This is a genomic window from Sulfitobacter maritimus, assembly GCF_013346665.1.
In the GTDB taxonomy this organism is placed as follows: Bacteria; Pseudomonadota; Alphaproteobacteria; order Rhodobacterales; family Rhodobacteraceae; genus Sulfitobacter; species Sulfitobacter maritimus.
This window is the reverse complement of sequence record NZ_JABVBB010000021.1, coordinates 367,277-389,359: the sequence shown is the minus strand read 5'-3', so window position 1 is coordinate 389,359 and position 22,083 is coordinate 367,277. Positions and strand designations below refer to the sequence as shown.

Annotated in this window: 23 protein-coding genes; 17 read left to right on the top strand and 6 right to left on the bottom strand. The window is 61.1% G+C overall.

Annotated elements, in window-relative coordinates; genetic code table 11:
* Nucleotides 1–21: 21 nt before the first annotated feature.
* Nucleotides 22–732, bottom strand: coding sequence for an endonuclease/exonuclease/phosphatase family protein (locus HTT03_RS03905; RefSeq protein ID WP_174858554.1), 711 nt, complete (start codon nt 730–732; stop codon nt 22–24).
* Nucleotides 729–2,099, bottom strand: a complete 1,371-nt coding sequence (locus tag HTT03_RS03900; RefSeq protein WP_174858553.1) for a phospholipase D-like domain-containing protein — start codon at nt 2,097–2,099, stop codon at nt 729–731. Before HTT03_RS03900 ends, HTT03_RS03905 begins: the two co-directional genes overlap by 4 nt.
* 336 nt (nt 2,100–2,435) lie before the next feature.
* Here HTT03_RS03900 and HTT03_RS03895 point away from each other — a divergent pair, with 336 nt between their 5' ends.
* The 5 genes from HTT03_RS03895 to HTT03_RS03875 all read left to right on the top strand — a co-directional run bounded on the left by HTT03_RS03895 (nt 2,436) and on the right by HTT03_RS03875 (nt 7,976).
* On the top strand, nt 2,436–3,035 hold the full coding sequence (locus HTT03_RS03895; RefSeq protein WP_174858552.1) for an outer membrane protein: 600 nt from the start codon (nt 2,436–2,438) through the stop codon (nt 3,033–3,035).
* A 277-nt stretch (nt 3,036–3,312) separates the two neighbouring features.
* On the top strand, nt 3,313–4,683 hold the full coding sequence (gene cysS, locus HTT03_RS03890) for a cysteine--tRNA ligase (protein ID WP_174858551.1): 1,371 nt from the start codon (nt 3,313–3,315) through the stop codon (nt 4,681–4,683).
* A gap of 196 nt (nt 4,684–4,879) precedes the next feature.
* Entirely contained in the window at nt 4,880–6,496 is a 1,617-nt protein-coding gene (cimA, locus tag HTT03_RS03885) for a citramalate synthase (protein WP_174858550.1), read from the top strand.
* Nucleotides 6,493–7,215 carry a class I SAM-dependent methyltransferase gene (locus tag HTT03_RS03880; RefSeq protein ID WP_246253339.1) on the top strand — a complete coding sequence of 241 codons (723 nt, stop codon included), beginning with the start codon at nt 6,493–6,495 and terminating at the stop codon, nt 7,213–7,215. Before cimA ends, HTT03_RS03880 begins: the two co-directional genes overlap by 4 nt.
* The gene (locus HTT03_RS03875) at nt 7,212–7,976 is read left to right on the top strand and encodes a squalene/phytoene synthase family protein (protein WP_174858549.1); all 765 of its coding nucleotides are present in this window, start codon (nt 7,212–7,214) and stop codon (nt 7,974–7,976) included. The genes HTT03_RS03880 and HTT03_RS03875 overlap by 4 nt, the downstream gene beginning before the upstream one ends.
* A 7-nt stretch (nt 7,977–7,983) precedes the next feature.
* On the opposite strand, the gene HTT03_RS03870 is transcribed toward HTT03_RS03875, so the two are convergent.
* Nucleotides 7,984–9,195 (bottom strand): MFS transporter, encoded by a 1,212-nt coding sequence (locus HTT03_RS03870; RefSeq protein WP_174858548.1) that lies wholly within the window; start codon nt 9,193–9,195, stop codon nt 7,984–7,986.
* Nucleotides 9,196–9,334: 139 nt separating this feature from the next.
* Here HTT03_RS03870 and HTT03_RS03865 point away from each other — a divergent pair, with 139 nt between their 5' ends.
* The 3 genes from HTT03_RS03865 to HTT03_RS03855 are packed head-to-tail and all read left to right on the top strand — an operon-like array spanning nt 9,335 to nt 11,372.
* Nucleotides 9,335–10,081 (top strand): precorrin-6A/cobalt-precorrin-6A reductase, encoded by a 747-nt coding sequence (locus HTT03_RS03865; RefSeq protein WP_174858547.1) that lies wholly within the window; start codon nt 9,335–9,337, stop codon nt 10,079–10,081.
* Nucleotides 10,078–10,710 (top strand): DNA-3-methyladenine glycosylase family protein, encoded by a 633-nt coding sequence (locus HTT03_RS03860; protein ID WP_174858546.1) that lies wholly within the window; start codon nt 10,078–10,080, stop codon nt 10,708–10,710. Before HTT03_RS03865 ends, HTT03_RS03860 begins: the two co-directional genes overlap by 4 nt.
* Nucleotides 10,707–11,372, top strand: a complete 666-nt coding sequence (locus HTT03_RS03855; protein ID WP_174858545.1) for an alpha/beta hydrolase — start codon at nt 10,707–10,709, stop codon at nt 11,370–11,372. The genes HTT03_RS03860 and HTT03_RS03855 overlap by 4 nt, the downstream gene beginning before the upstream one ends.
* Here HTT03_RS03855 and HTT03_RS03850 read toward each other — a convergent pair.
* Nucleotides 11,369–11,812 (bottom strand): VOC family protein, encoded by a 444-nt coding sequence (locus HTT03_RS03850; RefSeq protein WP_174858544.1) that lies wholly within the window; start codon nt 11,810–11,812, stop codon nt 11,369–11,371. The two genes, HTT03_RS03855 and HTT03_RS03850, sit on opposite strands and share 4 nt — an antisense overlap.
* A gap of 145 nt (nt 11,813–11,957) precedes the next feature.
* On the opposite strand from HTT03_RS03850, the gene HTT03_RS03845 reads away from it, so the two are divergent.
* Nucleotides 11,958–12,542: an HNH endonuclease gene (locus tag HTT03_RS03845; RefSeq protein WP_174858543.1), complete on the top strand. Its 585-nt coding sequence runs from the start codon at nt 11,958–11,960 to the stop codon at nt 12,540–12,542.
* Between the two features lie 45 nt (nt 12,543–12,587).
* Here the strand turns inward: HTT03_RS03845 and xth are convergent, their stop codons facing one another.
* On the bottom strand, nt 12,588–13,370 hold the full coding sequence (gene xth / locus HTT03_RS03840; RefSeq protein WP_174858542.1) for an exodeoxyribonuclease III: 783 nt from the start codon (nt 13,368–13,370) through the stop codon (nt 12,588–12,590).
* A gap of 352 nt (nt 13,371–13,722) precedes the next feature.
* Between xth and HTT03_RS03835 the strand changes: the two genes are divergently transcribed.
* Both HTT03_RS03835 and HTT03_RS03830 read left to right on the top strand, forming a co-directional pair.
* Complete coding sequence (locus HTT03_RS03835) at nt 13,723–13,953, top strand: DUF6749 family protein (RefSeq protein WP_174858541.1); 231 nt, start codon at nt 13,723–13,725, stop codon at nt 13,951–13,953.
* Nucleotides 13,954–14,013: 60 nt separating this feature from the next.
* On the top strand, nt 14,014–15,075 hold the full coding sequence (locus HTT03_RS03830; RefSeq protein ID WP_425506280.1) for a DUF6902 family protein: 1,062 nt from the start codon (nt 14,014–14,016) through the stop codon (nt 15,073–15,075).
* A gap of 14 nt (nt 15,076–15,089) precedes the next feature.
* On the opposite strand, the gene HTT03_RS03825 is transcribed toward HTT03_RS03830, so the two are convergent.
* Complete coding sequence (locus tag HTT03_RS03825) at nt 15,090–15,413, bottom strand: HesB/IscA family protein (protein WP_174858539.1); 324 nt, start codon at nt 15,411–15,413, stop codon at nt 15,090–15,092.
* Nucleotides 15,414–15,510: 97 nt separating this feature from the next.
* Between HTT03_RS03825 and HTT03_RS03820 the strand changes: the two genes are divergently transcribed.
* The 6 genes from HTT03_RS03820 to HTT03_RS03795 all read left to right on the top strand — a co-directional run bounded on the left by HTT03_RS03820 (nt 15,511) and on the right by HTT03_RS03795 (nt 22,083).
* Complete coding sequence (locus tag HTT03_RS03820; protein WP_174858538.1) at nt 15,511–16,668, top strand: deoxyguanosinetriphosphate triphosphohydrolase; 1,158 nt, start codon at nt 15,511–15,513, stop codon at nt 16,666–16,668.
* 60 nt (nt 16,669–16,728) lie between these two features.
* Complete coding sequence (locus tag HTT03_RS03815; protein ID WP_174858537.1) at nt 16,729–17,352, top strand: hypothetical protein; 624 nt, start codon at nt 16,729–16,731, stop codon at nt 17,350–17,352.
* A gap of 108 nt (nt 17,353–17,460) precedes the next feature.
* On the top strand, nt 17,461–19,206 hold the full coding sequence (gene argS, locus HTT03_RS03810; protein WP_174858536.1) for an arginine--tRNA ligase: 1,746 nt from the start codon (nt 17,461–17,463) through the stop codon (nt 19,204–19,206).
* 78 nt (nt 19,207–19,284) lie between these two features.
* Nucleotides 19,285–20,289 (top strand): SPOR domain-containing protein, encoded by a 1,005-nt coding sequence (locus HTT03_RS03805; protein ID WP_174858535.1) that lies wholly within the window; start codon nt 19,285–19,287, stop codon nt 20,287–20,289.
* A complete protein-coding gene (locus HTT03_RS03800) occupies nt 20,289–21,296 on the top strand; it encodes a glycoside hydrolase family 3 N-terminal domain-containing protein (protein ID WP_174858976.1) in 1,008 nt (335 codons plus the stop codon). The genes HTT03_RS03805 and HTT03_RS03800 overlap by 1 nt, the downstream gene beginning before the upstream one ends.
* Nucleotides 21,289–22,083: a segregation and condensation protein A gene (locus HTT03_RS03795; protein ID WP_174858534.1), complete on the top strand. Its 795-nt coding sequence runs from the start codon at nt 21,289–21,291 to the stop codon at nt 22,081–22,083. Before HTT03_RS03800 ends, HTT03_RS03795 begins: the two co-directional genes overlap by 8 nt.

Genomic DNA, 22,083 nt, shown 5'->3' with positions numbered 1-22,083 from the left:
TTCGCGCCGATCCAAAGCGCGCTACCGATGCGCTACGTCCAACCAGATCGGCAGGTGATCTGAGGCTTGCCGTGTCTGCGCAGTCTCGACCACCCCACCTTGCCGCACTTCCAGATGTTGATCCAAGGCGATCCGATCCAAAAAGGCCACCGGGAGCCTTGCGTGATAGCTCTTGCCCGGCGCGTGGATGGTAAAGCGTTTGGCCAAGCGGCCCAGCCCCACCTTTTGCGACCATTCGTTCAGGTCACCGGCGATCAGGGTCGGGCAGGCGTCGCAGGCGTCAAGATGGGCGATCATGGCGCTAAGCTGCTCTTTGCGCGAGGGGCGCAGCAGGCCGAGATGGGAGGCAATCACCCGAATTTTCCTCGCCCCCTGATGTAGGTCAGCCACCATCGCCCCGCGCGGCTCTACCCCCGGCAGGGTGAGATGGGCCACATGGTCAATCCGCGTAGAGGGACGGACCAAGATCGCGTTGCCATGCCAGCCGATGCTGACGTCACTTGGGGTCGGGACAGGGCGCAGACCAGTGGCCGCCTCCACGCGCTCAAGGGGCAGGGCCGAAGGGCGCGGCGCACGGCGGCGGTCGGCTTCTTGCAGGATCACCACATCAGCATGCATCCCGCGTATGATGCGCATAATCCGTTCCGGGTCGCGACGGCGGTCTGTGCCCAGTGCCTTGCGAATGTTATAGCTGACGACACGGAGGGTCTGGGGCGCTGCGGGTGGGATCATAGGACAGGAGCTCCAAGACGGAACAGGCCTTCGGCCACTTTTCGGGCCATGCCAGTTGGGGGTTTCTCCATCGCGCAATGTTCCGACAGATGTTCAAACCAATCACAGAGGCTACCTACGGTGCCAGCGTCGTAGATCAAGAGCATGATCTCAAAGTTTAAGAGCATGCTGCGCACGTCGAAATTAGCCGTTCCGACAAAACCCATGTCGTCGATGATCCCGGCTTTCGCATGGATCATCCCGGGCTGGTAATAAAGCACATGACCGCCCGCATCGTGCAGGTCGCGCAGATAGGCGCCCCGCGCAAAGTCCGCGAGTCGTTGGTTGGACCGATCAGGCACCAGCACACGCACATCAACCCCGCGCCGTGCGGCAGTGGTGAGCGCGGCGCCAAGCGCTTCGGTGGGGACAAAATAGGGGGTGACCAGCCATATCCGCGATTCCGCCAGATGCAAGGCGCGGATTAGGCCGTCATGCAGCGGGTCTTCAGCAATGTCAGGGCCGGATGGCACCAGCTGCACAGTGGCGTTGCCGCCGGTATGCGTGGGAACCAACGGCGTGGGCTCCAACTTTTCGCCACTGGCGACCTCCCAGTCTGATCGAAAGACATCTCCAAAACTCTGCACCGCGCGACCTTCAAGCAGGAATGCCAGATCGGCCCAGCCGTCCTCCAGCGCCATAGGGCCAAGGTAATGCGCGCCGATGTTCATGCCGCCTGAGAACACACGAGCGTCATCGGCGATGATCATCTTGCGGTGGTTGCGCAGGTTCAAATGGCCAGAGCCCGGCACCTGAAGCAGCGGCGAATAAAAACGCACGTCGCCCCCCGCAGCCCGCAGACGCCGCAGCGCGGCAGGTGGTCCGCGAAAGGTGCCAAGCCGGTCCATCAGCAGGCGCACCTTAACTCCTGCCTTTGCCCGCTCGGTCAGTGCATCGACAAAGGCGACCCCGGTGGCGTCATTGCTAACGATATAAAACAGCGCATCGATTGATTTCTCGGCACCATTAACGAGCGCCAGTACGGCTTCATGAGCCGCGACAGGATCGGCGAGCAGCCGCAGGTTCTGCCCCGGCGCAGCAGCAGGCAGACCGAAATACTGCATGGTGGCATCCAGCGTATGCACAGGGCGTGGCGGTGGCCCACCCGTGTCACCCTTTAGGAAATGCACAGGGGAATAGCGTGTCGACTGTTTACGAAAGCCTAAGCCCAGAAACAAAGGCACCGCGACCCATGGCAGCACGATGATCGCCAAGAGCCATGCCGCTGTGGATTGAGGCGTCCGCCGTTGTTGCAAGATCACGACCGCTGTAAGCAGCGTGAGCAACACGATGACGACGATTTCCAGATGGGTAGTAATCCAGGACATATGCCCGCGCCTGCTCCTTAAGACTGCCACATCAAGCAGATAACGCTTTGCGCTATAAGGCAAGCGCCCGGCATTCAAGTCTGTATCGGGGTCCCCAAGATTCGAGCCGCAAGTTTGAAGCCTTGGCCATAAAATGGATCGCTTTGCAATCGGCTTTCACTCGGCTCACCCGTCCTCAGGCGGACCTCGGCCCGCCCCTCTGTTGCAAATGTGCGACAAAGCGCTGATCGCAGTTCCGTGATGTGAATTTTAGGAAACCGGAACCTATATGGGGCGTTGCGTGAGTGACCCTGCGCCAATGAGCGTAGGCAATCACCTGTAACTAAGGAGCAGAACATGAAACGCATTACAACTATCTCCAGCCTCGCCCTGATCGCATCCGGCCTGGCCGGTGTCGCTACAGCCGGTTCTTTGGAAACCGCACCCGTAGAAGCACCCGTCTACACTCCCGCGCCTACACCTGTTGCGACTGGTAGCGACTGGACAGGGTTCTACGGCGGTTTGCAGGTTGGCCGCACCGATGTGGACAGCGATTCCGGTCAGTTGGACGGTGACGATACTTCCTACGGTGTGCACGCCGGTTACGACTACGACTTCGGTACATTCGTACTGGGTGGTGAACTGGACTACGACAAGACCGACATCGATCTCGGCAATGGAGCGGCAAATGTCGACTCCGTCGCACGCGCCAAGCTGAAAGCTGGTTACGACTTCGGCAACACGCTGGTCTATGCAACAGCCGGTGCAGCCCGCGCTGACACTAGTGTTGGTGATGAAACCGGTCCCTTTGCAGGTCTGGGCGTGACATACAAAGTCACCGATCAGTACACCATCGGTGGTGAAGTTCTGCAGCACAAGTTTGACGACGTAGGCGGAACAGCCGGCAACGATCTGGACGCGACAACCATCTCGCTGCGCGGTTCCATGCGCTTCTAATCTATCCTTGCGAGGTTTCTCGCGCGGATTTTGGGGTCGGCTTCGAAAGGGGCCGGCCCTTTTTTATGGTCAGCGCTACGCGAAACGCGGTCAAATATCGTTCAACGCAGGTCTTGGCGCGGGACGGTGCGCTTGCTACAAGCCTTTCATGAACACCGCAACGCTCATTATTTGCTGCATTACCCGCTGAGACATTCTCGCGGGCTGCTGTTCACGTCATTCCCATTCTGACCAAACTATGCCAAGCCCGCGTCACACCGCGCAAGGACGCCTGCCCATGACCCGTGACCTGACGATCAAGCTGCACAACACTGCCACTCGAAAGAAAGAGGATTTCACACCGATCAATGCGGAAAATGTGCGAATGTATGTCTGCGGCCCGACCGTCTATGATAGGGCGCATCTGGGCAACGCACGGCCCGTGATCGTGTTCGACGTGCTTTACCGTCTGCTGCGGCATGTTTATGGCCCCGATCACGTCACCTATGTGCGCAACTTTACGGATGTGGACGACAAGATTAACGCCCGCGCTGCTGAAAGCGGGCGCAGCATTGGCGAAATCACCGCCGAGACGACCCAGTGGTATCTGGACGACATGGCCGCCGTCGGCGCGTTGGAGCCTGACCACATGCCCCGCGCCACACAATATGTCCCACAGATGGTCGCTATGATCCGAGGGCTGATTGATGACGGCTACGCTTATGAGGCCGAGGGCCATGTGTTGTTCCGGGTCCGCAAATATGCCGCATATGGCGCGCTCTCCGGCCGCTCGGTCGACGATATGATCGCCGGTGCGCGGGTCGAAGTCGCACCTTACAAAGAAGACCCGATGGATTTTGTCCTGTGGAAACCCTCAGAAGCGGGCGCACCGGGTTGGGACTCGCCTTGGGGGCAGGGGCGTCCGGGCTGGCATATCGAATGTTCTGCCATGGCGCATGATCTCTTGGGCGAGCGATTTGACATTCACGGCGGCGGGATTGATCTGCAATTCCCGCATCATGAGAATGAGATCGCCCAATCGAAGTGCGCAGGCCACGGCTTTGCCAATTACTGGCTGCACAATGAGATGTTGCAGGTCGAGGGCAAGAAGATGTCCAAAAGTTTAGGCAACTTCTTTACCGTGCGTGATTTGCTGGACCAAGGCGTACCGGGCGAGGTGATCCGTTTCGTGATGCTTTCGACCCATTACCGCAAGCCGATGGACTGGACCGAGAAGAAGCGCGAGGAAGCCGAGAAGACCCTGCGCAAATGGTATCTTCAAGCGGCTGAGGCCGAAGCGGCGGTTCCTGGTCCTGAACTGGTTGCGCTCTTGGCCGATGATCTTAACACCCACGGTGCGCTGACCGAATGTCACCGTCTGTCGAACGCGGGCGATACAGTCCGACTGCGCGGGGCGCTCACGCTGTTAGGGCTGATGGATGAGCTGATCCCAGAATGGGCAGCGGTGCAGGCACTGGATCTCAGCGACATTGAAGCCTTCCTTAGCGATGCGCGTGCGACGGCGATGGAGACCAAGGATTTTGCCGAGGTGGATCGGATCAAAACGGCGCTGACCTCGGTGGGTATCGAAGTGCAGATGAGCAAGGATGGGGTGAAGCTGACCCCGCCTCCCGGTTTCGATCGCAGCCAGTTGGAGGGGGTATTGTGACCTTAACTGCAATCACCGCCCGGCGCGCAGGTGCCATGCCCGACCTCCCCCCCGGGAGGGCATCTTGCAACACCTCTCGCGCGCGTTGTGGCCAAAGTCCGAAAAACAGCCGGTTGTTCTATTCGACGTGGCCCCCCCAGGGTCGGGCATGGCACCTGCGCGCCTGTTGTGAAGGCCATCAGTATGGGGCCGCCCTATGACCCGCGAACGCCTCACCATCTACGACACCACCCTGCGCGATGGGCAGCAGACCCAAGGCGTGCAATTCTCGACCGACGAGAAGCGCCAGATCGCCAGCGCCCTCGACACGCTCGGGGTGGACTATATTGAAGGCGGCTGGCCCGGTGCGAACCCCACCGACAGCGCCTTTTTTAACGCGGCCCCGGATACACAGGCACGGCTCACCGCCTTTGGCATGACCAAACGCGCAGGGATGTCGGCACAGAATGACGATGTCTTGGCCGCCGTGCTTAACGCCGGGACGCAATCGGTTTGTATCGTCGGCAAGACCCATGATTTCCACGTCAAGACCGCCCTCGGCATCACGCTCGAAGAAAACACCGAGAACATTGCCAAATCCGTCGCCCATCTGGTCGCGCAGGGGCGCGAGGCGTTGTTTGATGCTGAACATTTCTTTGACGGCTATAAGGCGAACCCGGACTACGCGCTTGAGGCGATCCGCGCCGCATATGAAGCGGGTGCGCGTTGGATTGTCCTGTGTGACACCAATGGCGGCACGCTGCCCGAAGAGATTGGCCGTATCACGCGCGAAGTGATCGCCGCAGGCATCCCCGGTGATCGGCTGGGCATCCACACCCATGATGACACCGAAAACGCCGTCGCCTGCACATTGGCCGCCGTCGACGCCGGGGCGCGGCAAATTCAAGGCACGCTGAACGGTCTGGGCGAGCGTTGCGGCAATGCCAACCTGACCACGCTGATCCCAATCCTGCTGCTAAAAGACCCCTATGCCAGCCGCTATGAGACCGGTGTTACGCATGACGCGCTGCGCGGTCTGACGCGCATCAGTCGGATGTTAGACGAGATCCTCAACCGGGTGCCGATGAAACAGGCGGGTTTTGTGGGGTCTTCGGCCTTTGCGCATAAGGCGGGGCTGCACGCCAGCGCCATTGCCAAAGACCCCACCACCTATGAGCATATTGACCCCGCGTTGGTCGGGAACACCCGTATCATTCCGATGTCGAACCAAGCCGGGCAATCCAACCTGCTCAAGCGGCTGAGTGATGCTGGGCTGTCCGTTACCAAGGGCGATCCGGCACTTGGCCAAATCTTGGAGGTGGTGAAGGAGCGCGAGGCGCAGGGCTATGCCTATGACACGGCGCAGGCGAGTTTCGAGCTGCTCGCGCGTGAGGTCATGGGCCAGTTGCCCCATCTTTTCGAAGTCGAACGCTACCGGGTCACGGTGGAACGCCGCCGCAACGCAGAAGGCCGGATGGTCAGCCTGTCGGAAGCGGTTGTTGTGGTTAACGTCGACGGCGAGAAGCGTCTGTCGGTCTCGGAGTCGCTTGATGCGGATGGGTCTGACCGTGGCCCGGTCAACGCGCTGTCAAAAGCATTGGTCAAAGACTTGGGCAAATACAGCAGCCTTTTGGACGACATGCGATTGGTTGACTTCAAAGTGCGCATCACCCAAGGCGGCACCGAAGCCACAACCCGCGTCATCATCGACAGCGAAGACGGGCAGGGGCGGCGCTGGTCCACGGTTGGGGTCAGCGCGAACATACTTGATGCCTCTTTCGAGGCGCTGCTTGATGCAATTCGTTGGAAACTGATCCGGGACCACGCTGAATGACTGACAACGATATGACCGCTTTTTTCACGCTGCACCGCGACCTGCCGCGTGAAGGGCCGGGCGAACCTGCGGATGTGGTTTGGGCCGTGGCGCAGGCCGATCTGCCCGCCCGGGCCGAGATTGCGGATGTCGCCTGCGGACCCGGCAGCGACATCGGCGCGTTGCGGGCGACGCTGCCGCAGGGCCATGTCACCGCGCTTGATAAGACCGCGCATTTCGTAGATGCCGCGCGGGGGCGTTTTGTGGCAGATGCGAATGTCACCTTGCTATGCGCGGATATGGCCGCAATTGCCAATGACTACGATCTAATCTGGTGCGCAGGTGCGGTCTATTTCCTTGGGGTGACAGAGGCCTTGACCCGCTGGCGCAAGTCGTTGCGCGAGGGCGGCGTCGTGGCCTTCTCTGAACCCTGTTGGCTGACCGACACGCCATCAGATGCCGCGCGCAAACATTGGGACAGCTATCCAGCGATGAGCGATGGTGCGGGGATCGCGGAGCGGGTCGAGGCCGCAGGCTATGAGGTGATCGCCACCCGGCTGCTGTCCGATGAGGCTTGGGAGAATTACTACACCCCGCTGGAGGCCCGGATCGAACGGCTGCGCTCCGGTGCCGAAAGGCCGCTGGCACAGGTATTGGATGAGGCCGAAGCGGAAATCGCCTGCTGGCGCGCGCACCGGGATGAATTTGGCTATCTTTTAACCGTGGCCCGCCCGGTATGACCTTTGACGCTGACCTGAACGCCTGCGCTGCGCTCGTCGAGCGCGGCGATCCATGGCGGTTTCGCGCGGCGATGGCGGCCCCGGTGGACCTGCGCAAGCTGCTGTTTCCGCTTTATGCCTTCAACGTCGAGGTCGCCCGCGCCCCTTGGGTGACCCAAGAAACCATGATCGCTGAAATGCGGCTGCAATGGTGGCGCGACGCGCTGGAAGAAATCGCTGAGGGCAAGCCGGTGCGCCGCCATGAGGTCACCACGCCCTTGGCCAGTGCCATTACAGCCGATGACGCCCGGCTGCTAGATGAACTCGTCGCCGCACGCCGTTGGGACATTTACAAAGACCCGTTTGAGGACGCCGCTCATTTTGAGCGCTATATCGACCAGACGGCCGGTCACCTGATGTGGGTCGCAGCCCGTCGGCTTGGCACTGCGGACGAAGGTGTTGTCCGTGATGCGGCCTATGCGACCGGCATCGCGGCATGGCTCTGTGCCATTCCCACGCTGGAAGAGGCGGGGCGGGTGCCTTTGCTTGATGGCACGTCTCAGGGTGTCTCTACCTTGGCGCAGGGGGCGCTCGACAGGCTGCGGGCGGCGCGTGCGAACCGCAGCAAGGTTGAGGGGCAAGCGCAGATGGCGCTTCTTCCTGCTGCCCATGCCGGACCAGTGCTGCGCGCGGCTGCCGCTGCGCCACAGAAAGTTTCAGAGGCCGCATTGCCCGACCCCCGACGCCATTTCGCACTGCGGGCGCTGGTCTCGCGTTGGTAGCTCCGACTTAGGTAAGCCGGGCCTCCCGCCGCTTGCGCATCACCAGCCAGATCAGTGACCCGCCCGCCAGCACAAGGAAAGGCACCATGGCGAGGTTCACCGCCGCCCAACCTTCTTGCGCTGTGCCGCCTGAGCAGTTCATCAACCCGCCCGAGGCCAGCGAGGCGACCGTCACACCGCCAAAGACCAGCAGATCATTCAACCCCTGCATCCGCCCCCGCTCATGCGGCTCATGCGCACCCGCGAGCATTGTGGTCGCGCCGATAAAACCGAAGTTCCAGCCCAGTCCGAGCAGGATCAAGGCAACAAAGAAGTTACCCAGCTCGACCCCTTGCAAAGCCACCAAACCAGCCGCCGCGAGGATTGCAATGCCCAGCCCCATGATCCGCTCTACGCCAAAGCGCGAAATCAAATGGCCGGTAAAGAACGACGGCGCGAACATCGCCAGCACATGGCCGGTCACCACATAGCCCGCGTTGTCCTGACTATACCCGCAGCCCACGACGGCCAGCGGGGTCGAGGTCATCACAAGGTTCATCAGCGCATAAGACACCATGGCACAGATTACCGCGACGGCGATGCGCGGGGTGGTCAGCAATTCCCAACGGCTGCGGCCCTTGGGCGCATCATGGGCAGGCACAGGCGGCTTTGGAATGTCGAGAAACAAAAACAGCAAGGCGCCGACCACATTGACCAGCACCACGGCCATATAAGTCCCCAAAAACGGCACGACGAAACTCTCAGAAGTCGCATTGGCCAGTTGCGGCCCCAGCACGGCAGAGACCAACCCCCCGGCCATGACATAGGAAATCGCCTTGGGCCGGAAGTCGTCTGACGCGGTGTCGGCGGCGGCAAACCGGTAGAACCCTTGCGCAGACATGTAGACGCCGGTCAGCAAAGAGCCCGCAAGGAACACCGGAAAGGACGACAGATAGAGCCCATAGGCCGCCAGTGCCGCCCCCGCAGCACCACCCAAAGCCCCAAGGAAGAACCCCGCGCGACGGCCAAACCGCTGCATGATCGCCGAGACTGGCGTGGCCGACAGCATGGAGCCCAGAACGATCATCGAGATCGGCAAGGTCGCAAGGCAGACATTGGTGGCCAGCGATTGCCCGGCAAGCCCGCCAACAAGAAAGATCATCGGCATCTGCGCCCCAAGAAAAGCCTGCGCTGTCACCAGCACCGCCACATTGCGCTTTGCGCGTCTGTCGTCGATCATGTCACTGTTCCTCACTTACCGCCAAGGCGTAGCCCTGCGCGCAGATAAGGGCAAGTGGGGCCGGGGTTTTCAGGAACGGTGTAGAGATGGGACGGGTTGGCGCTTGCGCCCGAATGAAACCTCGCAGAAGATCGCGAGGATGACCACTGCACGCGCCTTTCCCCTGAACCTTTTGCTGCTCGCTGGCAGCGCCGAGGCACGTGAATTGGCCGAGCGTCTAACTGCTGCGGGTCATAGCGTCACGGCTTGGATGACCGAACCGCCACGCGGGCAAACACCGATGCCGGTGCCTGTCGAACTGCGTGACCCAAAGGACTGTGTCGCCCTGCGGCGCGATATGGCCCGATATGATGCTGTTCTTGATCTGAGCCATAGCTTTGATGCGCCCCTGAGCCACGCAGGCTTTGCTACAGCCACAGCACTTGGTCTGCCCTTTGTCAGCTTCGAGCGTCCCGCATGGCCTGCAGATGATCCGCTCATCACAACCGCTCCGGACGTGGCGAGCGCCGCAAAAGCGATCCCCAAAGGCGCGCGGGTCTTTGCGGCGACTGGATGGGCCAGCTTGCCGGAGTTCACCCCGTTCCGGGGCAGTCGCTTAATGCTGCGCCAAACTCACCGCCATGATCGGCCTGCGCCTTATGATTTTGTTGATCTGATCTTCGGTGACCCGCCTTTTGTCACGCGCCAAGAAACCGACCTGTTTCACGCGCTTTCGGTCGACCTGCTGATATGCCGCAATCTGGGCGGCAGCGCCAGCCGGCCTAAAGTCGATGCCGCATTAGCGCTTGGCCTGCCGGTTATCCTGATCGACCGACCGGCACATCCTGCAAATGCCCCGCATCTGATGTCACTCGACGCCATGCTCAACTGGGTCGCGCAGTTATGACAGCCCATCCCCCCATCACCTGTGCCGCCGATGTGGCCGAAGGGGCGCGGTGGCTGGCGCAAAGCGAACCCCGCTTTGCCGCAGCACTTGAGCGGACCGGCCCCTTACCGCTGCGTTTACGCCCGCCGGGTTTTGCCGGGTTGCTTGATATTATCGTGGGTCAGCAGGTCAGCGTGGCATCGGCCAGAGCAATCCATGCGCGGCTCGTGGCGGCAGGATTGGACGATCCGGCGGGGGTGATTGATGCTGGAGAGGATGGGCTGCGTGCCGCGGGCCTCAGCCGTCCCAAAGCCCGCTATGTCATGGCCTTGGCGGCGAGTGCGTTCGATTTTGAAGCGCTTCACCGGATGTCGGACGCCGACGCCACTGCAGCGTTAACACAGATGCCCGGCATCGGCCCTTGGACAGCACAGGTCTATGTCATGTTCTGCATGGGCCGCCGCGATATTTTTCCGGCGGGCGATCTGGCCCTGCAAGAAGCGGCGAGAGTGTTGTTCGACCTGTCCGCGCGCCCAACGCCAAAAAACCTCTCTGCCATGGCCGCCGCATGGTCACCTTGGCGGTCGGTTGCGGCCCGCTTGCTCTTTGCCTACTACCGGGTGTTGAAACAAAAGGAAGGATTGTCATGACACGGGTTTTGAACGCCGAGCGCCGCGAGCCGGTCTCTGGCACCACGCGGTCGGTTGTGGTGTTCCTGCATGGCTATGGCGCAAATGGCGCTGACCTGCTGGGGCTGGCCGATCCGCTGAGCGAGCATCTGCCCGACACGCTCTTCATCGCCCCCGACGCGCCCGAAGCCTGCGCCGGTGCGCCGATGGGGTTCCAGTGGTTCCCGATCCCATGGATCGACGGATCGTCCGAAGAGGAATCGATGCGCGGCATGATGAGCGCTATCGAAGATCTCGACGCCTTCCTCGACGCGCTGATGGTGGATGAAGACGTGCTGCCCGAACAGGTCGTGCTCTTTGGCTTTTCCCAAGGCACGATGATGTCGCTGCATGTGGCGCCCCGGCGCGAGGATGCGGTGGCAGGTATCGTCGCCTTCTCGGGTCGTTTGCTGAACCCCGAGGCACTGGCCGAGGAGGCGCGGGTCAAGCCGCCGGTGCTGCTGGTACACGGCGACGCCGATGATGTGGTGCCGCCGCAATCCCTGCCGCAAGCCGCTGAAGCGCTGCAAGCTGCGGGCTGGCAGGACGTCTATGCCCATGTGATGAAAGGCACCGGCCACGGCATTGCGCCCGATGGGCTTAGCGTCGCACTGGCCTTTATGCGTGACAAACTGGGGCTTTAACCCTTCAGCTCATCCCAAAGCCAAGGTTCGGCAAACTCGACCGAATTGCCAGCGGGGTCGCGCACATAGAGCGAGCGCGCCCCGTTTGGCCAGTCAAACGCCGTATCGATCTTGACCCCGGCGGCACGCAGCCGCTTTTCCATCTGCGCGATTTCGTCTCGCGCCATGGCAAAACAAACATGCCCCGACCCTTTCGCACCATGGGGCGGCACCGGAATCTGCGGATTGCCCGGCGGCTGCGCGGTGGCTGTCGGGTTGAAGATCAGCAGAACTGACGGGCCAAGCGCGAAGAACATATGCCGTCCCGGCACCTCTTGGAACAACTGTAACCCCAGATGATCGCAGTAGAATAGCCGCGCCGCGTCAAGGTCATCGACATAAAGCGCCGCTTCGAGCAGCGCGCGCGGGGCCGGAGCATGGGGCAGGGCGTGATTGGTCATGGTCAGAGCTTAACAATTTGCGCGGCGCTGTCACGCGCCTGTCGTATTTACCAGACTTAATCGGTGCAAATCCATGGCGCAGCTTTGTCTTGCAAGAGCGAAACCGCGTTATATAGTAAAGTAAACGGGCAGAGGACGCGACCTTATGGACGGCGATTTCAGGACCGAATTTACCCGCCAGCCGGCGGCGTTGAGACACCGCCCCGCGCTGGTGCTCAACGCGGATTATCGGCCCTTATCCTACTATCCCTTATCGCTCTGGCCTTGGCAGGAGGCTATCAAGGCCAAATGGCTCGACCGGGTTGAGATCGTAGCGGAGTATGACGATGTGGTGCGCAGCCCCTCGACGGTGATCAAAATCCCCTCCGTTGTCGTCCTCAAAGACTATGTTAAACCTCAAAAGCGCGTGGCCTTCACGCGCTTTAATTTATTTTTAAGGGACGAATTCCGCTGTCAGTACTGCGGCGCCAAGGGGGATTTAACCTTTGACCATGTGGTGCCACGTGCGGCGGGCGGTGTGACCAGTTGGCAAAATGTCGTGGCGGCCTGTAGCCCCTGCAACCTGCGCAAAGGATCGCGCCCGTTGCACCGCACCGGGCTGGTACTGCGCAAACCCCCACGCCAACCTGCAGCGGAGGAGTTGCGCAACATGGGCCGCAAATTTCCGCCCGGCCATCTGCACGAAAGCTGGATGGACTTCTTGTACTGGGACGCCGAACTCGAAGCCTGACAGCAGTGATGACACGGTTGGCGGGCGGAGGACGGAGTCCGCGCGTTAGATATCTAACTCAACCCAGATCGGCACGTGGTCGGACGGTTTGTCGCGCCCGCGCACATCACGGTCGATCTGACAATCCCGAAGCCGATCCGCACAGGCGGGCGACACCAGGAAATGGTCGATTCGGATGCCGTTGTTCCGGTTCCATGCACCTGCCTGATAATCCCAGAAAGAATAATGCCCCGGCCCTTGGGTCCGCGCGCGAAAGGCGTCGGTGAGGCCAAGGTTCACCAAACGCCGCCAAGCCGCGCGGGATTCTGGCCGGAACAGCGCATCTTCGCGCCAGCTTTCGGGTTTGGCGGCATCTTCTGCCTGCGGAATGATGTTGTAATCCCCCGCCATGAGAAACGGCGTTTCTTCAGCCAAAAGCGCCTCAGCGCGGGCTTGCAGACGTTCCATCCACGCGAGCTTATAGTCATACTTCGGCCCCGGCACCGGGTTGCCATTGGGCAGATAGAGCCCACAGACCCGGACCGCCATGTCATCGCCCATCACCGTCGCCTCAATCCAGCGGGCTTGATCGTCGGCCTCATCGCCCGGCAGGCCGCGCGTGACATCTTCGAGCGGCAGTTTTGACAGGATCGCCACGCCGTTAAAGGACTTCTGACCATGGGTTTCGACGTTGTATCCACGTTCTTCGAACATTTCGCGCGGGAAAGCTTCGTCCACCGATTTAATCTCTTGCAGAACCACGACGTCGGGCTGCGCTTCGTCCAGCCAGTCGGGCAAAGCCGTGGCGCGCGCTTTGATCCCGTTGATGTTAAAACTCGCGATCTTCATCTTTGCCTCCGTCGTGCTACAGGACCGCTATCGCGCAAACGAAGGCATGGGGCAAGGGTGGAAGCGGCCTCTCCTTTGGGATGATTCGGCTCATTCGATTCTCGTAAAAAGGGAAGTTAAAGCAATCGCTTGCCTAGATTGTTCTGACCCAGCCCTGTGGGTAAATTTTATTTTCAAGCGCGTTACCCGAAAGTTTTGGTGGGGTTCGGCGATCCTCTAGGCCAATGTTAATGTGGACAAAACCAGCAGTACAACAGCGGAAGGGAAAAACATCTTGGTCTAACACGTTCAGGCTGCATCAATGCGATTGCTACATCTTTAGATTGCAAAAATTGATTTGGAGGAGACCAAGATGACTTTGAACGCAGCACGAATTTCCGCCCGCCGCACCACTTCTTTGCCAACCGCTGGAACCATGGATTGTGGGGATGGTGTGGAAATGTTCACCACAGGGCTTTGCCGTCAGGGGGGCGACATGATGTGTGGCGACGGGGTGGCGCTGTTCACCACTGGTTTGCAACGGCGACAGACGCGCATGACCAGCGGCGGCGGGGTAGGCTTGTTCACCACCGGTTTGGCGTAACCCCGGCGGGACCACAGGAAAGCGGGCCGCTGCGCGGTCCGCATTCAATATGGGAGGATTATGATGACCAATATTGTGAGGTTTAGACCAGCGGACACGGAGGATGGTACCAGCCTCGCAAAACTGATCGAAGCGGTCGCGACGGGCCGGCGTTCGCGGGGAGATGTCTTTTGGCTTAAGGAGAATGCGGAACTGTTGGGGATGTTTGCGTCTCTCGGAACGAAGGTGAATGAGCCCGGCTTGGCACCCCTTGCCGGTTTCCACGCCGAAGCCTGCCAGAGCTTACGCGATTATCCGCAGTATTATCGGTTCATCCTGTCAATCGTGCTTGATCTGGAGGATTTGGGCTTGCCCCAGACCCAAGGGGCGGCGCTTTGTGATCAGGTTGATCGGGCGGGACTGGTCAATGCGGAATTGTCCGATTTGCAGCGTGCCGAAGCGCGGCGGTTGCTGCGGCGGCGCGGTGTCGGGCCACGTGTTGATGACGGTGCGCTTGGCGGGCGTCTGCGGCGTTTTATCGAACACAGCAACACGTTTGCGCTACCCAACCGCAAGGCTGCCTATGAACTAACGCATATTGTCTATTACCTGTCGGACTATGGCCGCCAAGACCCCGATCTGCCGCCGGCAGCATTGATCAGTTTGGAATACACCGGCCTGCTTGCGTTTCTTGACCAAGATATGGACTTGTTGGCCGAAGTCTGTGCCGCGCTCCGCTTTGCCAAGGCCACGCCCAGCCCGCTTTGGGAAGCCGCGGTCGCGAAAGCGCATGGAGAATGTCAGATCAGGGCCGATTACGGCGCCTCACAGGAAGATGTTTTTCACGAATGGCTCGTCACCGGCTGGGCCTCCCGCATCGCAGGGCGGGCGGTGCTGCATCACCGGGTGCCGGCGGGGGCGATACGGTTTCACAAAGACCGTGCCATCGGGGGCGCCCTGCGCGATCTGGCGGTTTGTCTGCGCGATATGGGACCCGCGCGAAGCGCCGACTGGGACCGGATGCGACCCCGTGTGCTGTCCTATCTTAGCCCAGACAGCCATGCCATCCTGATCTCTGCCGAACGCTCAAGCCCCCGGTTCGACGCCTTTTTCGAAGGGTTCGCCCGAGCGAAGGCGCAATAGGCGAGATCCCCATCTTACATAGAGAAGGACGTACCGCAGCCGCAGGCCGCCGTGGCGTTGGGGTTCTCGATGGTAAACCGTGCGCCGATCAGCTCTTCGGTAAAGTCGATCACCGCGTCCGCCAAAAATGGCAGCGACACACTGTCGACCACGACCTTTTGGCCCGATCCTTCCAAGACCAGATCGTCTTCGGCAGGTTCATCAAGGGCGATCTCATACTGAAAGCCCGAGCATCCGCCGCCTTCGACAGCGATGCGCAGGGCTTTGCCTTCGTCTGCGGCCCCGATCTCGGCAAGCCGTTCAAACGCGCGGGGGGTGACTTTGGGGGGCAGGTTCATCTGCTGGGCTCCGATGCATCGGTTTTCTTCTGTCTTCACCTAACATATAGAAAGCGTAAGGACAGGTCACAAGGACCGCGAAAAAGGACCAGCCGCAATGCGCGCAGATTTCGCCTCCGATCCGGACACCGCCAGGGGACGGCTGGTGCCCGAGGAGGAAAGCACATTCCGCTCCTGCTTTCAGCGGGACCGAGACCGTATTATCCACGCCTCCGCCTTTCGGCGGCTCAAACACAAGACGCAGGTCTTTGTGGAGCATGAGGGCGATTACTTTCGCACCCGTCTGACCCATTCGATTGAGGTCGCGCAAGTGGCCCGCACCATCGCCGGGGCGCTGCGTCTGAATGGCGAACTGACCGAGGCCGTGGCACTGGCCCATGATCTGGGCCACACGCCCTTTGGCCACACCGGAGAGGACGCGCTTCATGCGCTGATGCAGCCCTATGGCGGCTTTGACCACAACGCACAGGCGATCAAGATCGTCACCGCGCTGGAGCGCCATTATGCCGAGTTTAACGGGCTGAACCTGACGTGGGACACGCTGGAGGGCATTGCCAAACACAATGGCCCGGTGGTGGGTGAACTGCCCCATGCTTTGGCGGAATACAACGCGCGGCATGATCTGGAACTGCACACCCACGCCAGCGCAGAGGCGCAGGTGGCCGCACTTTCGGACGACATCGCTTACAACAACCACGACCTGCACGACGGGCTGCGCGCCGGGCTGTTCACCGAGGCCGAGATCGCAGAACTGCCCATGGTCGGCCCCGCCTATGCCGAGGTTGACCGTCTATACCCCGATACCGATTCCTACCGCCGTCGGCATGAGGCGCTGCGGCGGGTCTTTGGCGTGATGGTGAGCGACGTGATCGAAACCTCGGCGGGATTGCTGAAAGCCTCCGGGGCGCGCTCGCCCGACGACATCCGGCATCTGGGCCGCCCGGTGATCCGTTTCTCTGACCCGGTCTGGCGCGATCTGCGGCAAATCCGCGAGTTTCTCTTTACCCGCATGTACCGCGCACCGTCGGTGATGGAGCAGCGTGAGAAGGTGACCAAAGTGGTCAAGGACCTCTTTCCGCTGTTCCTATCGCGGCCTGACCTCCTGCCACGCCATTGGGCCGATGCGGTGGAAGCCGCACAGGATGATGTGACGCTGGCGCGGATGGTGTCGGATTACATCGCTGGGATGACCGACCGCTTCGCGCTTCAGGAGCATGCCCGTTTGTTCGGCAGTGACCTGCGCGATTTCCGTTAGATGCGGTGCTTTCGTTGGTATGGGGGTCATGCTATCTCTGGCCCGTTCAATAGGTGATCCATGATACAAACCCCGGTTCTTCCCGATAGCCTTGCGCAGGATGCGACTTTCGCAATCCTATCCGCCTCACATGGACCGGGGCCTGCGCTGGCAGAGCGGGCCGCTGGGCTCGGGGCGGACGTGATCGCGATGGACAGTGATCCGTCCGGGCTGGCCAAGGTTGTGGGCGCCGCACCTGACAAGATCGAAGGGCTCGCACTTGTCGGAGACCCGGTCGCGCGGTTGGAGCCGTTGCGCCAGACATGGGGAGACACGCCGCTGCATATGGTGCTGAACCTGATGCCGCTGGAGTGGTCCAACACACAGGCCCAAGGGATAGACGCGCAGATACGCGGCCTCTCGGCGCTGATGCGGGCGTTGGGGCGCGGGCTGGCCGCAGGGCAGGGGGCCGTTGTCTCCGTGCTTGAGCGCTCTCAGCAGCCGCTGGCGCTGAGCGCGCATGGCATGATCGCCGCCGTTGCCGCCGCGAATGAGGCTTTGGCGCAGGTCTTTGGCCCGCGCGGCATTCGGTTCTACACTGTGACCGTGCCAGAAGGGCAAGCCGATCAGTCAGTTGAGACCGCGCTTTTCCTTGCCTCTCCTGCGGGACAACGGCTGCGCAGTCGCCGGATTGATCTGGACTGAAGCGACCGCGGCCTATCGGCAGCGAAGACCTATCTCTACACCGCCCGTGCGGCTTGATTGACTGCATCCCCGCAGATGATAAACGGACGGGGAACAAGGATACCCGACATGAACCTATTTGCCGAAATTCGCCATCTGATCATCACCACGCTCGAAAACATGGTCGCGCAGGACGCTCTGCCCGCGACGTTGAATTTCGACCCGATCACCGCCGAGCCACCGCGCGACCCTGCGCATGGGGATATGGCCACCAACGCCGCCATGGTGCTGGCAAAACCGGCGAGCATGAAGCCGCGCGACATCGCGGAGGCACTGGCCGCGCAACTGCTGCAAGACAAGCGCATCACTTCGGCTGAGGTTGCGGGGCCGGGCTTCTTGAACCTGCGGTTGGCACCTTCGGTTTGGCAGAATGTGGCGCGGCAGGTGCTGTCACAAGGCACCGATTTTGGCCGCGCGATCCTTGGCGCGGGTCAGCGGGTGAATGTGGAATATGTCTCCGCCAACCCCACCGGCCCGCTGCATGTGGGTCACACCCGCGGTGCGGTCTTTGGTGACGCGCTGGCGAGCCTGCTGGACTTCGCCGGCTACGATGTGACGCGTGAATACTACATCAACGACGGCGGCGCGCAGGTCGATGTGCTGGCGCGGTCTGTGTACCTGCGTTACCTCGAAGCCAATGGCAAAGAGGTGGCCTTCCCCGATGGCACATACCCCGGCGACTACCTGATCCCGCTCGGCGAGGCGCTGGCCAAGATGTATGGCGATAAGCTGGTGGACCAGCCTGAAAGCGAATGGCTCGATCATATCCGCGAGTTCGCGACCGATGCGATGATGAACCTGATCCGTGAGGATCTGGCCGCACTCGGCGTTGAGATGGATGTCTTTTACAGCGAGAAATCCCTCTACGGCACCGGCCAGATCGAAGCGGCGATTGCCTCGCTCGAAGCCAAAGGGCTGATCTACGAAGGCGTGCTGGAGCCGCCAAAGGGCAAAAAGCCGGAGGATTGGGAACCGCGCGAACAAACGTTGTTCAAATCCACCGCACACGGCGATGACGTGGACAGGCCAGTCAAGAAATCCGACGGCTCTTGGACCTATTTCGCCCCCGACATCGCCTATCACTATGACAAGGTCAGCCGCGACTTTGATATGCTGATCGACGTCTTTGGCGCGGATCATGGCGGCTACGTCAAGCGGATGAAGGCAGCGGTCTCGGCGCTCAGCGACGGTCATGTGCCGCTCGACATCAAGCTGACGCAACTGGTGAAGCTTTATAAGAACGGCGAGCCGTTCAAGATGTCCAAGCGGGCAGGGACCTTTGTTACTCTGCGGGATGTGGTGGATCAGGTCGGCCCAGATGTGACGCGCTTTGTCATGCTGACGCGCAAGAACGACGCGATGCTGGACTTTGATTTCGACAAGGTGCTTGAGCAAAGCCGCGAGAACCCGGTGTTCTATGTGCAATACGCCCATGCTCGGATCGCTTCGATCCTACGCAAAGCCGAAGCGGCAGAGATCGACGTGGCGGATGCGGCGTTGATGGAGGCTGACCTGTCTAAGCTCGACCATGAGGCCGAGATCGGTCTCCTGCGCAAAATCGCGGAATGGCCCCGTCTGGTAGAAACCGCCGCACGCAGCAATGAGCCGCACCGCGTTGCCTTCTACCTCTATGAGCTCGCGTCAGATTTCCACAGCCTTTACCACTTAGGCCGGTCCGAGGATGGGTTGCGGGCGTTGCAAGAAGGGGACGCCGAAACGTCGCAGGCAAAAATTGCCCTGTCGCGTGCCGTTGCGATTGTAATCGCGGCGGGTCTTGGTATTCTTGGCGTCACACCGGCGCAAGAGATGCGATAACCGCACCAACGCGCCGAAAACAGGCAACCCCAAGACAGACCCGCGTGGCGATGTATCACGTCGGGCAAAGAGGCACAGATGGCAGATTTCACGTCTTCCCCGACGATGACGGGCTATGCGCCCGATTCCACGCAGGAATACGCAGTAGAAACCGGGCCTAAGGCTTTGACAACGCTGACCAATATCGCGGGGGCTGCCGTGTCGCTGGCCCTTGTCGCGGGGATCGGCGTTTGGGGCTATAAACTGCTTGTGCGCGATGTGACCGGCATCCCGGTCGTCCGTGCCGTCCAAGGCGAAATCCGCGTCCGCCCCGAAGAGCCGGGCGGCGAATTGGCCCGTCATCAAGGCCTGTCGGTCAATGTGGTCGCTGCCGAAGGGAGCGCCGGGCGCCCGGCGGATCAGCTCCGTCTCGCCCCCAATCCGATGGAGCTAGAGGCCGAAGATCAACCCGTTCAGGTGGCAATGGTTGCGGCAAAGCCACAGGATGCAACCGCAGAGACCGACGCGCCCCTGATCGACGCATCCGAGGCCATTCGGACGGGCAATGTGCAGGATCTTGTTGCCCAGCTGACCGACGGTGTCGCCCCATTAAGCGGCGCAGTGGCCGATCTGGACGCGGAGGGAAATTCGGTTGACGCTGCGGTGGCTTTGGCGATGGCCGATACCAGCGTGAAGCCCAAAATCGTCAAGGCCGTGCTCAACGCCCCCGGCGTACGCAATTCGCTGCGGCCGCGCAACCGTCCTGCGGGCGGGGCGGTTGTCACGCAAGCCGCACTGCAAACGGCACCAGTTGCCGCCGCCGCCAACGAAGTGGACCCAGCTACGCTCCCCGCAGGCACCCGCATGGCGCAGCTTGGCGCTTTCGACAGCCCCGAAGTCGCCCGCGAACAATGGGAACGCCTACAAGGCCGCTTTGGCCCCTATCTGCAAGGCAAGGACCGTGTCGTTCAGAAAGCCACCAGCGGCGGGCGTGTGTTCTACCGCCTGCGGGCTCTGGGCTTTGAAGACATTGCCGATGCCCGCCGTTTCTGCTCGGCTCTGGTGGCAGAGAATGCGGATTGCATCCCGGTGGTGATGCGCTGATGCGCCCCTTTGGGGCGACCATCCTCGACGCCACAGGCCACCGCCTCAGCGCCGAGGAGAAAGCCTTTTTTCGCGAGACGCGGCCCTTTGGTTTCATCCTCTTTGGCCGCAACATCGACACCCCCGATCAACTGCGTGGGCTTTGCGAAGAAATGCGCGAAGCGGCAGGGCATAATGCGGTTATCACGATCGACCAAGAGGGCGGTCGCGTACAGCGCATGTCTGCGCCCTATTGGCGGGACTGGCAGCCACCGCTTGAACTGGCGCAACGCGTTGGTATGCGTGCGACGGAAGTGTTCTATCTGATGTACCGGCTCATCGCGCATGAGCTTCATTCGGTCGGGATCGACAGCAACTGCGCGCCTTTGCTGGACATTGCCACGCCGCAGACCCATCCCTTCCTGCGCAACCGCTGTTACGGTGACTCCGCCGAAGAAGTGACCCGCATTGGCCGCGCCGCCGCCGAGGGCTTGCTGCGCGGCGGGGTGCTTCCTGTCATGAAACACATGCCCGGTCACGGGCGCGCAACGCTCGACAGCCACCATGATCTGCCCAAAGTCTCGGCCCCGCGTGAAGAATTGGAGGCGGTTGATTTCGCGCCGTTCCGCGCGCTGGCAGACTTACCCATGGGGATGACCGCGCATCTGGTTTATGAAGACTTGGCCGATGGCCCAGCGACCCTATCGCCTGAAATGATGCGTCTGATCCGCGAAGACATCGGATTCGACAATTTGGTGATGACCGATGACATCTCGATGAAGGCATTGCCGCTGGCGCCTGCCGAAAGTGCGCGTGCGGCGCTTGCGGCGGGCTGTGATGTGACGCTGTTCTGCAACGGCACGCTGGATGAACGCCGTGCAGTTGCTGAGGCCGCCGGAGAGATGACGCCCGAGGCGCAAATCCGCGCAGAGCGTGCGATGGCCGCCCGGCGCAGGCCCGATGAGATTGACATCGACGCTCTTAATGCCCAATTTGACGCGCTTCTGGGCGGGGCATTACATGGCTGATACCGATTTTGTGCAAGACAGCAACGAGGCCGCAGGCAGCGTGGCCGGTCGGCTGGCTGCTGAAGCCTTTATCATCGACGTCGAAGGCTATGAGGGTCCGCTTGATCTGTTGCTCTCGCTAAGCCGCACGCAAAAGGTCGATCTGCGCAAAATCTCCGTTTTGCAACTGGCCCGGCAATACCTCGACTTTGTCGAACGCGCTAAGGCGCTGCGGCTGGAACTGGCGGCGGATTATCTGGTGATGGCGGCTTGGCTGGCGTTTCTGAAATCGCGCCTGCTGCTGCCGCCTGATCCGACCGAAGAAGGGCCGTCGGGCGAAGAAATGGCCGCGCATCTGGCCTTTCAGTTGGAACGACTGCAAGCCATGCGCGACGCGGCGGCGCGGTTGATGGGGCGCGACCAACTGGGGCGAGATTTCTTTGCCCGTGGCCAAACCCATGAGATCACCCGCGTCAAAAAGGTGACCTATACCGCCACCTTGCTGGATCTCATGCAGGGCTACGCCCGCACCCGCACCCGCGACGAGTTCCGCCCCTTTGTGATGGACCGCGATGCGGTTTTTACCATGGAGGAGGCGTTGGAACGGATGCGCGGGCTGATTGGCTATGCAGGCGATTGGGGCGATCTGACGAGCTATCTGCCAGATGGGTGGGGCGATGACCCTCAACGGCGGCGCTCTGCGACGGCAGCGACCTTTGCGGCCTCGCTTGAATTGGTGAAAGAGGGGCATTTGGAAATCCGCCAGAAAGAGATTTTCGCCCCGATCCAACTGCGCAAAAAGGATTGA